This is a genomic window from Herbaspirillum sp. ST 5-3 (assembly GCF_004804275.1).
Lineage (GTDB): Bacteria > Pseudomonadota > Gammaproteobacteria > Burkholderiales > Burkholderiaceae_D > Noviherbaspirillum.
This window is the reverse complement of the sequence record NZ_STGI01000014.1, coordinates 36,543-49,073: the sequence shown is the minus strand read 5'-3', so window position 1 is coordinate 49,073 and position 12,531 is coordinate 36,543. Positions and strand designations below refer to the sequence as shown.

Below are 12,531 nucleotides of genomic sequence, written 5' to 3'. Positions count from 1 at the left end.
ATAGGAGAAACGAAATGGAAAAAAAATTATTAAGCAAACTGATGGACAAGCTATCTGAAAGAAATGTGAATGTTCTTGTTCTTTCTGAGCAGGGCGGAAGCGGAAAAAGTCACATAACAACGAACGGCATTGACCAATCAAGAAAGTTAGCGATTGAAACTGCTGCCTATCTAATGGATACCAAAGCGACCGCAACATTAAATAGAATGGGGCAGAAAGATAGCTTTGGAAAACCTGAGCAAAATCCATCAAAACAAGATGCTTTGCTTGGTGTTCAACAGTTCGACATTCTTAACCAAAACGGCTATTCAAAAGAGCAGCACGCCGAGATCAAAGAGCAATTCATTGCAAGCCTAAAAAAGAAGGTTCCTGTATCTTGGTTTGACTTCCCAGGACAGGGCATCACTATCTTCAACAATCTCTATGAGAAGGGGGAAAGTGTAGATGGTGAAGTTGTTGATGATGAGAAGGCGTTCTTTTTAAAGCGTTCTAAAAAAGACTATGTGATTGTGATTCCTGTAAACGAAGAGAAAAGCTTAACGAGCATCAATCTCGCATTGGACACTTTCACATTCACAGGAACCTACGAAAGCCTAAACGAAAGATTTAAGTTCGTCATCATCTACAACCCTAAGACTGACACACCATCTTTGAGCTATGAAGCATTCTTGCAGACTGAAGAGTATGAAAGATTAGCGGCTTTAGGAAATAGATTTAAATTGCTCAAAACTGCATACATTGATGCGAAGGTTTTGACAGCCATTCAAGATGACAATATTCCGTTTTCCCATTATTACGATGTGGAGGAAGATGAGCCGATTGAAGCAAACATTCCTAAAGAATATGCGAATGGAAAAGAGGACATTTTTTCAGCAAAAATTAGAAAATTATTTGTTGGACCTAATGGCTTCCCACACATCGTAAAAGAAATCTTGAATTGGGAGTGAAATTATTATGCGCACACCAATTCTAGATGCTCCAAGAAAGTTTGTTTCACTTAAGGTTGATGATCGTTTTGATCCTGTCTTGGAAAAATATTCAAAAGAGATGTACATTTCAAAATCGTTATTGGTAGGGCTTTTATTAAAGATGCTTGATGACGGTTCAATAGATAAGGAGGACATGAAAAAACGACTACTAAAATAAAAAAGCCCCGAAAGGGGCTTTGGTTTTTTTAAATGAATTCTACCTAAAAAGAAATCCCTCAATTGGAGGGTTTCTTGGTTTTAGCTGGGGTTTATCTTTTTTATATAATTTCGTTGAATTTTTTTACTCTACAGATAAATCTATAAATGTCAGCGAAACTAAATTCTCCAACCTTATTTTTTCCTACCGTTGAATCAGAAATGTCTAAGAATTTTTTCGGGGCATGGTGATAGAGGATCGTTTCGAAGTCCGCTAGCTCTTGTGTCCAAGGGATGCTTGTTGATTTATGAATGTTGTATTTCGCATCAAGCAGCTTAGCCCACACCACATCTGTCATTCCCTCCGCTCTGATCTGGTCCACTGTCTTAGCCACGATTACGGACGACATAGAAGGCTCTACAGCCGTTTTTGTGGAGGTTGCTCCAGGTACGACAGGAACAGGATTTGAAGCCCGTATAGCCTCGTTTAGAGCCTTTGGCATAGGTGCAACCACACTATGACGAGCAGGGGGAGCCGCCACACCTCGTTTTTTTGCCAATCCTCGTTTGCTACGAGCGATGTTCAGATACTTGCATATCTCACTCTCAGTTAAGGGCTTACCCTTCCTCTTCATGGGGAAGTCTTCAGCTTCCTCACACTTCAGTGCAATGAACTCATATGCCTTCAGTTGCTTGTCACCGATGACCAAGATGCTCTTGTCAGCACGGCTCGCCTCGATCAGCCATGACAGGTCATCGTAATGCTTATTGAAGAATTCTGTGATAGTGATTTGGCTACCATCAATTTTTGTTCGGTCTTTGACCTCATTAATTATGTCAGTGAAGTTCATGTTTGTTTCTCCTTTTTTATTCTTTGCGAAGTCTAGCGAATATCGTTGTAAGTTCTTCCGCTCCGATTTTTTCACCACTTCTTTTATAGATGCCACGATAAGCCAAGGCATCACTAATCAATTTATAGACACTTCCTGAGTAGCCAGGCTTGAGCCTGTTTTCTTTATACACTTCAATCAGTGTAATCAAATAAATTTTGTTATCCCTTATTATTTTAGTGATGCTTGCACTTCTTATTTTTAGCGCATCACCTACCACCTTTGTTTTCAATTCGTTCATCTTTACCCACCTTTATTGTTATAGTTGTTCTCTATATCAATATATTGGATTTTTTTTCATTGTCAATTCATTTGGATTAATTTCTTCTTCATTGCCGCTTCATAGCAATTAATTTTTGGTTCATTCGGTTTAGTTTTGTGTTCATTCCATCTTCATCTATAGTTCATTTCATATTCATTTCAATTTATTTGGTTTCATTCCACTTCATTTGGATTAATTTCCAACGGCTCCAACGGCAATTTGTTTTTCTCAGCACCCTACTCAATACACTTCGTGTCTCGTATTGTGCTTCTGCGAAGCCCCGTAAAACCTATCTGAACACCTTCTTTTTAAAAAATGTTTAGGTGTACACCTTGATTTTTGTTTTAAATCCGGTATTAATTTAATAAGAACAATAAAAAAAGGAATGAAGATGAATGAATTGAATGAAATTTTAACTACCTTGTCAGAGCTTGAAAAATTGCGCACACCATTCGTGCATGACTACATATATTTAACATGCTCAGTGGCTCAAAATAGAATTGAAGAAGATACCGGCCGAACTTTAAGGGAAAAATTAAATAACATTTTCATTTCTGCCTTCGATGATATCGAGCCGAGACTTGCAACAAGAATCGTCGCTTTGCTTGAGGATGATGAGTTGCCGATTTTTTTTGAGTGCGCATTGAAATGCACCACTGAAGAATTTCTTAACTCTCTTGAATCAGTGAGATTGAAGAATAAATTGGATAGTGAGTTGGCAGTGAAGCAAGCAGCCATCACAAAAAGAATAAAACTGTAAGGAACGGCTATGAAGAAGGAAACATCACCAACCAGGATTAGGGAGCTACGAAAATCAATAGACGGTCTAGACAGATATTTTGGAGCCAAGAACTACTCTGAAAAACAGGTCCGCGACATGCTAGAGGCGGCAAAGATACTTGTGGAAAATGGAGAGCTATGCTTTGAAACAAACGGGGAAGTTAAGAAATACCCTGAGTTAGCATCAAACATTGATGATGTAATTTGGGCTTACATACGAGGCGTTCAAAAGGTAAGGCTTACCCGTTCAGAAAAAAAATTAAACAACGAGATCCTTAAGGGACTTTTATTAGCAGGAGCAGAAGATGAATAACAACAATACAAGAAGCATCCACATCAAATTCTCAAAAGAGGATGACAAGCTTTTAGATTTTGTGTTGGAGAAAGAAGATATGTCCAATCAAACCGAGGCGATCAGAAGAGCACTCAAGTTTTATAAGAAGTATTCTAAACAAATGGGACTGCTAGAGGGCTTGCACGAAAAACAAGACAAGGTTCTAAACCTTCTTATGGAAATTCATTTAAGGGGCTAAATCATGTCAACTATTCAAGGCTATCAAAATATAAAGTCAGGTCAGTATTTTATGGACCAAATTGACTACTACCAAAAACAATTCATAGCAGATGCTAGGAAGCTTTTCCCTGAACATGCCAGCCTGGCAGATGATGAGCTAATGAAGCTTCCTGAAGTTCAAGAGAAGGTTTCCAAGAATCCTCTTGCTCCTACTTACATCGGGAGGATTGCCGAAAACCTTGGATTGGAGGGAGCGATTGTCGATCCTGAAAGCTTTAGAAAGCTATGTGCCGGTTATGAGGCAAATGCAGACCTAAGCAACAATCCAAAAAAATTAAACGATAAAGCTTTTGATGTTGTTAATGGTGAAATTCAGTTCCCGACAGATCCGAAGGACGACAGAAGAGTTGGACTAGAAATTTTATTTACCACCACCAAAGAACGCTCAGTTATTTCCTCCCAGGCCGCCATTCTTGATCCTGAGCTTTACAAGAAGATGATGACCATCAAGAGCCGTGCTTTGGCTATGGTTGTCAAGGAAATGGAGAAGGATGCGATTGTTCGAATAACTGAGAACGGGATTACGAAAGAACAGAGAGGCGCGGGAATCATCGCCGTTCAAAATTCTCATGGTGAAAATCGCGGGCCAAAAGGTGGACTTCCTGAGCCCTTTGACCACGACCATTTAATTGTGATGAACACAGCCATTGATAAGGATGGAAATTACTATTCCTTAGATAATTCTCTTATTGCGAAAAGAAAGGCTTACTACAACCAATTATTTTGTTCATTGGTTACTGAAATGGACAGGGAAGAGCTTGGGTTTGAAACTGAGGCTGTATATGTGAAAGCTGACCAGGTTGAGAAGAACCCCCACAAAAAAGAGACTGAGAGAGGTGTTCTAACCCACACCATCAAGATTCCAGATAAGTTAAAAAAATTGGTGGAAACCTTCAGTCAAAGATCAAAAGAAATCCAAGCTGAAGCTAATGAAGGTGTTGCTAAATACCTGGAAGAGAATGGGTCAATTGTTGATGACGGTCCCGAACTTCGCGGAGATACCGATAGCATTGATGCTAAGGCATTGGCACAACTAAAGACCAAGAACGGCAAAACAGAAATGTCATTAAGCGAGCTTCAGAAGCTTTGGAGAGAGGTTGGTAAGGAACACGGCGTTACCGCTGACGACCTTAAATCACTTCAGACATTTGCGGACACCAACAAAAATAGACAAGGGTTGATTGATGCTCTTGCTAATGAAAACAAGTCTATGGAGGTCTTCGAAAGAGAATTGATTGAAAGCTTCCATGACTATTCTAAACAGGCAGCAACCAGGGAAGAAGCCGCTGTTGGTTTCTTCGTTAGAAAGCTGATCACCTATACCAATAGAATAGATGCTGAAAAACTAGCTGAAGAAATCTTTGATAGACACTTCACAGGTTGCTTAACTCATGAAGCAGATAAGCACTATGAAAGGCTGCTAGATAAAAAACTCTCTTTGGATGAGCAGGAAGATGCACAGCTAAAATATAAAAAGGATCTTCTTTTTATGGATAAGGTCTTGGTTGAAAACGAAAAGAGAATGATTGCAGCATGGGAAAGCAGACGATTTGCTAAAGATTTCTTACTTGCCGATAGCGATGTTAGGAAGCTTATCAGGTCCTTCAATGATGGAATTATTGAAGACACCTTGAAGAAGTTTGAGAAAACAAAAGCACGCTTAACACCTGAATACTTGGCTACCCTTGATGAGAAGAAGCAGGCAAAAGCAATTAGGGACTTTGAGGATTTAACAGCAAAAGTTGATGCCATCAATGAACTCAAACATCTTGAAGAACAAATTAAGAAAGACATTCCTCAAGATGAAAAAATGAAGGCATTGGAAAGAATCACCTTCCTTAGACAAGATGAGAAGTCAGCGCTTCCGAAGCTTTCACATGAACAGGTGAATGCAATAGTGAATGCAACCACCAAGGAAGGTGCTTTGGCAATCATTGAAGGGCTACCAGGCACAGGTAAATCTTTTGCAAGCAAGGTCATCAAAGAAGCCTATCAGCAGAAGGGTTTCAACATCATTGCAGTTGGCACAAGCGCATTAAATACTGAGAATTTAAGACAAAGCATTGATACCAACGAATCGGCAAACATTGCAAAACTTCTTACTGACTTGGATAGCGGTAAGAGAAAGCTCACTGCAAATGATGTAATCATTGCCGATGAAATGGGCATGTGCGATTTAAGAATGTGGATTAGGTTAAGCGACCACATCAACGAGCTTCCCGAAGGTCAACGACCAAAGCTAATTGCAATGGGTCAGACAGAGCAATTAACTCCTGTCGGGGTAGGGCAGGGGTTCACTACATTAAGCCGTAAGAACTACAACACATCTAAATTAACCATCGTGAACCGCCAGGAAGAGAATTGGCAACGACAGATGACACAAGACCTTTCTGATAAAAAAGGAGACATTGCAATCAAAAGATATTGTGATGAAGGCAAAGTGTTCTACAAGGCTAAGGACATTGACGGAGCTATTTCCAATGCCGTTCAAGAATATTTTGATACCCAATACAAGGAAAGTAGGGTTGTCATCACTGACACCAATGAAGTTGCTGACAAGTTGAACATTGCGATCAGGGAGAAAATTAAATCTGAATTAAAAGAAAAGCCTGTTGAAGTCTCTGTTGAAACCGTGGATTTTGGTAAGAAAGAATTTATGAAGGGGGATAAGGTCATGTTCTTGGGAACAGGAACAACCTCTTTTGATAAGTTCGGTAATGTGATCAAAAACCACAAGCAGAGAAAGAACACGGTATTTGGATTGAAGAATGGTGAGCAAGCTGAAGTGATAGCCGTTGATCCTGAAAACAATAAGATGACCATCAAAACGAGCGATGGCGCCGAGAGAACCATAGCGACCGATCAGAAGCTAGATATGTCACATGCCTATGCGTACTCCATCCACAAGAGCCAAGGGGCGAGCTTAGACTATGTTGGGGTTGTGATCTCCAAGGTTCAGAACCTTAATCCAATGTTGGTTGCTCTATCCAGGCACAAGAAGGACATGGGGCTTTTCTTGCACGATGGATTGAAAGGCGATCTTAACGACACAGCAAGGAAGAAGCTTGTAGCACTACCCGAAGACATAGCACTAATCAAAAAATATGTTGAGTATCAAAATTTTGAGTTCAAGAATTCAGGCACAAATGTTGAAGACTGGTCCTATGCAAGAGCGAAGAACTTTATCAAGAAATATGCAGTGAAAGAGCTTTTCCAAATTGAATCGCATCCTATGGACGAGTATGAAAACTTGTTAATCGCCTCAACAGTCTTGGAGGTCAAGAAAACGACATTTGACTATAAGGTTCTTGATAGGCGTGTTGCAGCCATGATGGAGAAAATTGGGAACTTTGAAGCCAAGCAGGAAGAGCAGCAAATCAGGTTGAAACAATCCATTGTCATCAATGGTGAAGCTAGTTTAGCGATGACGAGCGGTTTTGACTCTATTGGAAATCTGTCAAATGTTGATAGTTTATTTGAAGATGATAAGCTAACAGATAAGCAAAAAGAAGCACAAAACAATAAAAAATCACTGACCATCTAAAAAAAAGCCCTTCGGGGCTTTTTTTATTTCCTCATTTCCTAATAGTTCAAAAAACTCTTTGAGGCTTAAGAATTCATGATCTAAAAATATTTAATTTTCCCCTCTTTCGTATTGACAACGACTTTCCTTTTGCTATAAATAAATATAAGTATAAAAAGAGAGGAAGAAAATGAACGACGAAGCAAACGATGAAAGCAATTTTGATTTTGAAAACGAATTTGATTTGTTTGATGGTGTGATGAGTCCAGAAAAGAAAAGTAACATTGAATTCACAGGAGAGAATTTAAAAGATTTTTCCGATGAGCGCGGCACGGAATTCATTGATGCTTTGGCGAAAAGAAGACTTGATGACGATGAATTAAAAATTTTCAATATCAATCAGAAAATCATAAAAGCCAGGAATTTTCATGCCGTGGTTCTGGACAAAGCAACCAAAGAAATCATTGCAAATAATCTTGAAGGCTTGAAAAAGGAATATAACAATTTATTGTCTAGCATTATTGAAAAAAGCCGTGGCGCCACAGAGGATATAAGGCAGTCACTTGGTTCCGCAAACAATACCGACCTAGATAAAAAAATTGCGGAAATAAAAAGGCTGCAAGGAGAAATTCTTGATGTTGTGAAGAAGGCTGAAAACCTTTTAATTGATTCGGATTCTGCGCAATTAAAGATAGCCAAAAATATCTATGGACAGGTGGAGAAGAGCTTTAAGAAGAATCTTGATGAGCATCTTGAGGAATTTCTTGACAGGGAGCAGGATAAAAGGAATAAGAAAATACTTGATGGGTTCAAATATCTATTTGTTATTGCCGGTGTTTCTTTGTTCCTGATGGGTATGTCACTTAAACACTTATTTTAATGGATAGATATATGAAACTAGAAAATGCAAAGCAAATTGAAGAAATCATTCACTCAAAATTGAACGAGTCAATCAACCACATTGGCAACGACCAGGCTATTCAGCTTTCCAAGGGTGTTAAGGACGAGCTTGAAAAGGTGTTTGGTGCAAGCGTGGTGAACGAACTTTTCGGAAGCAGGGGGCTGAATTCGCTTCCTGAACTATCCCAACTCGCCACATCATCAATGAAGATGAAGGCTCTATACATAGCCGAAATCATGCTGATTAACGAGCTAATGAATGATGCCTTGGTGAAGAATAAAAAGCTCATCCAGGGCGTTGAGAACGATTTCTCATATGCCGTGAAAAATGTTTGTTCAGACATTGACGAAAATTTTAAAAGCGAATCATTGGAAGCTAAAAATAAGACACTTGCAAAGCACGATGAAGTTATTCAACTCTTGGAGAGTGTATTGAATCAAGCAAAGCGTGTCAGTGTTCAGGGCAATGAAATCAGGAATAAAGGCGACAACAGCATTACGAAGGAAACCAAGGAATTTGAAGAAAAAACACACAAGATTTTAAGGTCAATTTGTGAGCTAAATTTTTCCGATTTCAGGAAGAAGGCTTACTACAATGAATTTGAAAACAAGAAGATTGTCGTGAACAAGCTTCATAACTTTGCTTATTTCTTATTAGGTGGATCGGTTGTTATGTGTGGTTTATGTTTCATGAAGTTGTTTTCATAATTAAATACATAAAAAAAGCCCCCGTAAGGAGGCTTGTTTAAGTCGTTGAGTCCATATCGCCTGGCCGCTGAAATTAACTTTATATATTAAGTAGCAAAATTAAAATTTGATGTCAATAATTGGTGGCCTTTTAAATTAATTTATGCTAATATTTATATAATTAGAAAAGGAAATATACATGAAAAAGAATTTTACGCCAGCGCAGTTTAAAAAGAATAATTTTGGAAATAATTTCATAACTATTGAATCAATGCTTGCTGCTGATTTTGCCAATCAAACGGATGAGCAGTTTGCAAAATGTCTTGATACTGTGCCTGTCATTAATAAGCTTTTAATTGATAAATCAAAGTGTGACAACGAGCAGCACTATAAAGAGATTTTGTTGTTGGCAAATACGACCTTGTCGCTTGCGATGATTGAAAGAAGAATGAGGATCGTTAAAAATGCATAAAACAAAAATGGAGGCAATGCGAAGCCCGCAAAAAAATACCTTTGATAAGGTGCAAGCATTTCTTGATACGAAGAAGAAGTTAAAGCTTGAAGCCAGGAAGGAGATAAGAAGACTTCAAAAAGAAGGGCAGATGTTCACGGAAATTGGCAAGCTAAATTTTATAAACCAATTTGTATTTGAGCGAATGACTGAGAAGCCATCATGATTGAAGATATAAAAAAAGCCCCATCATCGGGGCTTTAGTTTTTTTGGAGGTTAGATTTCTTCAGCCTCAGCTTCCTCAAGGCTGTCCGAAATTAATTTTAATTGCTCGTATAAGTCTTCGCTTTCATCTATTGGTTCATTGATTGGAGCTTCGCGAACAAACTTCAAAAATTCCTGAGCATTTGTTTTTCCAACATGCTTTTCTAGAATTAAAATACATTTTAAGATGGGATTATTGGTGTCAATTTCCACCAATAGGGATTGTAATTCTTCAATGCTAGGATTGTAGTAGCGATCATTTAGAACTTGCAGGCTTTTATGTCCTGTCATTTTTGACAGTTGCAAAACATTTTGAACCTTGTGCCCTAAATCTACTGTTGCAATCTTCCGCAAAGAATGCACATTCAAGTCTTCAATGCCAATCTTTCGGCAGCACCATTTAAAAGCATGGTAAAGAGTATTTCCCGAAAACTCAAAAACCCTGCCTTTCTTAGTTGGGCTTTCCTCATACCTTCGTAAAAGAATTTCCCTTGCTCTCTTGGGCATGGGAACCGTGCGACCTTTGTATTCTGTATTTCTTTTCTTGTGATCGTTTTTTTCTTGGAAGAGGGTGATCGTATTATTTTTAAAATTGACACCTTCCCACATCAAGCCTGTCCCATCATGCTTCTCAAGTAGCGTTTTCGGGACAAGTTCACCTTTGCGAAACGACACCAGCAAGGCTAGTTCAACAGCATCTAAAATGTTTGGACGGTATTTTTTAACCGCTTCAAGAACCAGTTTTCTTTCTTCTTCTTCCTTCCAATATCTTTGCACAGCATTGGAAACCTTTGGCAACTTGATGCCGGCCGCAGGGTTAGGAATGGCGTAGAGCCATTCGCTAACGGCATGCTTGAACAATACATTAATCACGACAAAATAATTTCGGATGCTTGAGGCTGAATATTTTTCAGTCTCTAAATATTTTCGGTAGTCCAGGCAATCTCTTGTTGTTACATCTTTTAATAGTTTTTTCTTGCCAAAAAATTGAACAATGTGAGGCACACGATAAGAATTCTCTTCGTATGAAGATTTCCCCTTATAGTGTTCTTCCATTAATTTATTTAGCGCTTCTTCAAGCGAGATGGTTTCATAGCCTATGTCAAAGTGACCGTTTGTTTTTTTATAGGCAAGAATTTCATCTTCTCGTTTTTTAGCCCATGCTTCGGCTTCAGCTTTAGTGCTACAGGTTTTGCTGTCCTGGACCACATTGCCAAGCTTGTCTTTCAACTTGATCTGAACTTCAAAGGCTGTCTCTAGCTGCACCATCTTGGCTGATGGGTTCTTGAGACCGTCAAGGTAGGCTTGGGCTTTGGACTTGAGCCGGATCTTGCTGTCGGGCAATCCAGGGCAGGTGACGAGCCAAGGTGATCGGTTTGCTATGTTTGCCATTGTGCGTTAGGTATCATGTGTTAAAATTGCGAGCTTTTCCCAAACTGAACCCTGAAGGGAGTTTGGGAGCCGACGAGTCAGGGGACTCCCTGAACCTGTTTACACCACTTGTCCCATTGGCAAATTTTAGTCCCAGTTTGGTATTTTGTCTGGGAAAATGGTTTGAAAAATTGGGAAATGTGATGTAAGCCGTTGAAAAATAAGGGATTTTTCATCTACTATATTTTTCAACACTTTTGGTTTAGGTCCTGACGCCAGCAATGGTGTGGGGGTTCGAGTCCCCCTCCTCGCACCACAAAATAGTTAATTTTTTGGACGATTCACATGGCAACTGCAGTCGAAACTTTGGACAAACTCGAGCGCCGCATCACCATTACCGTGCCGCTGGCGGATGTACAGGCAGAAGTTGAAAAGCGCTTGAAGATTCGCGCCCGTAGCGCAAAGGCTCCGGGTTTCCGCCCGGGCAAGGTCCCGATGAAAATGGTCGCCCAGCAGTATGGTTACCAGGTCGAGACCGAAGTGCTGAACGACAAGGTAGGACGCGCGTTCAACGAGGCAGCCAGCGAAAACAACCTCAAGGTAGCCGGTTACCCGAAGATCGAGCCGAAGTCCGGCGACGGAGCTCCCGAAGGCGTTGTCGCCTTCGATGCAACCTTCGAAGTCTACCCGGAAGTGAAGATTGGCGATCTGTCCCAGGTTGAGGTTGAGAAGGTCACAAGTCAGGTTACCGACGCAGAAATCGACAAGACCATCGACATCTTGCGCAAACAGCGTGTGCACTACCACGTCAAAGGCGAGCAGGGTGCGCATGGCGATGGCGGTGCCGATCAAACCGCACAGAACGGCGACCGCGTCACCGTCGACTTCGTCGGCAAGATCGACGGTGTCGAATTCCAGGGTGGCAAGGCGGAAGACTATCCGTTCGTTCTCGGCGAAGGCCGCATGCTGTCGGAGTTCGAAAATGCTGCAATTGGTCTGAAGGTTGGCGAGTCGAAGACTTTCCCGCTCAATTTCCCCGCTGATTACCATGGCAAGGATGTAGCTGGCAAAACCGCCGAGTTCACGATCACCATGAAGAAGATCGAATGGGCGCATCTGCCGGAGGTGGATGCGGAGTTCGCCAAGTCGCTGGGAATCGCAGATGGCGATCTGCAAAAGATGCGCGAAGATATCAAGGTCAACCTGGAACGCGAAGTGAACGGCCGCGTCAAGTCGAAGACCAAGGACAGCGTGATGAACGCCTTGATCAAGGCTTCGGAACTGGACGTGCCGAAGGCGCTGGTCGACCAGGATGTTGAGCGCTTGATTGAAATGGCTCGCCAGGACATGGCGCAACGCGGTATGAAGGTCAACGACATGCCGTTCCCGCCGGAGCTGTTCACGGCGCAGGCTGAACGTCGCGTGCGCCTCGGATTGATCCTCGCTGAAGTCGTCAAGGCCAACAAGCTGGATGCAACGCCCGAGCAGGTGAAGAGTCAGGTTGAAGAATTCGCGCAGAGCTACGAAGATCCGCAGCAAGTGCTCAAGTTCTACTACAGCGACCGTCGTCGCCTGGCGGAAGTGGAAGCCCTTGTTTTGGAAGAAAACGTCGTTAACTACGTGCTGGGCAAGGCAAAGGTAGCTGAAAAGCCGGTCGCATTCGACGAATTGATGGGCAACAACGCGCAGGCCTGATCAGCTTGAT

At 41.0% G+C, this 12,531-nt stretch carries 14 protein-coding genes; 11 read left to right on the top strand and 3 right to left on the bottom strand.

The features are described from left to right. Positions 1–14 precede the first annotated feature (14 nt). Complete coding sequence (locus E6W33_RS21980; RefSeq protein WP_136419513.1) at positions 15–947, top strand: hypothetical protein; 933 nt, start codon at positions 15–17, stop codon at positions 945–947. 7 nt (positions 948–954) lie between these two features. Next, complete coding sequence (locus E6W33_RS21975; RefSeq protein WP_136419512.1) at positions 955–1,146, top strand: hypothetical protein; 192 nt, start codon at positions 955–957, stop codon at positions 1,144–1,146. Positions 1,147–1,246: 100 nt separating this feature from the next. On the opposite strand, the gene E6W33_RS21970 is transcribed toward E6W33_RS21975, so the two are convergent. Then, the gene (locus tag E6W33_RS21970; protein WP_136419511.1) at positions 1,247–1,975 is read right to left on the bottom strand and encodes a hypothetical protein; all 729 of its coding nucleotides are present in this window, start codon (positions 1,973–1,975) and stop codon (positions 1,247–1,249) included. A gap of 16 nt (positions 1,976–1,991) precedes the next feature. Continuing rightward, the gene (locus E6W33_RS21965) at positions 1,992–2,255 is read right to left on the bottom strand and encodes a hypothetical protein (protein WP_136419510.1); all 264 of its coding nucleotides are present in this window, start codon (positions 2,253–2,255) and stop codon (positions 1,992–1,994) included. Between the two features lie 412 nt (positions 2,256–2,667). On the opposite strand from E6W33_RS21965, the gene E6W33_RS21960 reads away from it, so the two are divergent. The 8 genes from E6W33_RS21960 (at position 2,668) to E6W33_RS21925 (ending at position 9,417) form a co-directional block, all read left to right on the top strand. Further along, positions 2,668–3,036, top strand: coding sequence for a hypothetical protein (locus E6W33_RS21960; protein ID WP_136419509.1), 369 nt, complete (start codon positions 2,668–2,670; stop codon positions 3,034–3,036). Between the two features lie 9 nt (positions 3,037–3,045). Further along, positions 3,046–3,369, top strand: a complete 324-nt coding sequence (locus E6W33_RS21955; protein ID WP_136419508.1) for a hypothetical protein — start codon at positions 3,046–3,048, stop codon at positions 3,367–3,369. Beyond that, positions 3,362–3,589 (top strand): hypothetical protein, encoded by a 228-nt coding sequence (locus E6W33_RS21950; protein WP_136419507.1) that lies wholly within the window; start codon positions 3,362–3,364, stop codon positions 3,587–3,589. Before E6W33_RS21955 ends, E6W33_RS21950 begins: the two co-directional genes overlap by 8 nt. Before the next feature lie 3 nt (positions 3,590–3,592). Continuing rightward, positions 3,593–7,174, top strand: coding sequence for an AAA family ATPase (locus E6W33_RS21945; RefSeq protein ID WP_136419506.1), 3,582 nt, complete (start codon positions 3,593–3,595; stop codon positions 7,172–7,174). Positions 7,175–7,343: 169 nt separating this feature from the next. Then, positions 7,344–8,033 carry a hypothetical protein gene (locus tag E6W33_RS21940; RefSeq protein ID WP_136419505.1) on the top strand — a complete coding sequence of 230 codons (690 nt, stop codon included), beginning with the start codon at positions 7,344–7,346 and terminating at the stop codon, positions 8,031–8,033. Between the two features lie 11 nt (positions 8,034–8,044). Then, complete coding sequence (locus E6W33_RS21935; RefSeq protein ID WP_136419504.1) at positions 8,045–8,761, top strand: hypothetical protein; 717 nt, start codon at positions 8,045–8,047, stop codon at positions 8,759–8,761. A 178-nt stretch (positions 8,762–8,939) separates the two neighbouring features. Beyond that, a complete protein-coding gene (locus E6W33_RS21930; RefSeq protein ID WP_136419503.1) occupies positions 8,940–9,212 on the top strand; it encodes a hypothetical protein in 273 nt (90 codons plus the stop codon). Further along, positions 9,205–9,417, top strand: coding sequence for a hypothetical protein (locus tag E6W33_RS21925; RefSeq protein WP_136419502.1), 213 nt, complete (start codon positions 9,205–9,207; stop codon positions 9,415–9,417). Before E6W33_RS21930 ends, E6W33_RS21925 begins: the two co-directional genes overlap by 8 nt. A 50-nt stretch (positions 9,418–9,467) precedes the next feature. On the opposite strand, the gene E6W33_RS21920 is transcribed toward E6W33_RS21925, so the two are convergent. Then, a complete protein-coding gene (locus tag E6W33_RS21920) occupies positions 9,468–10,847 on the bottom strand; it encodes a site-specific integrase (RefSeq protein ID WP_136419501.1) in 1,380 nt (459 codons plus the stop codon). Positions 10,848–11,171: 324 nt separating this feature from the next. On the opposite strand from E6W33_RS21920, the gene tig reads away from it, so the two are divergent. Then, positions 11,172–12,521, top strand: a complete 1,350-nt coding sequence (gene tig / locus E6W33_RS21915) for a trigger factor (protein ID WP_136419500.1) — start codon at positions 11,172–11,174, stop codon at positions 12,519–12,521. The last annotated feature ends 10 nt before the right edge of the window (positions 12,522–12,531 follow it).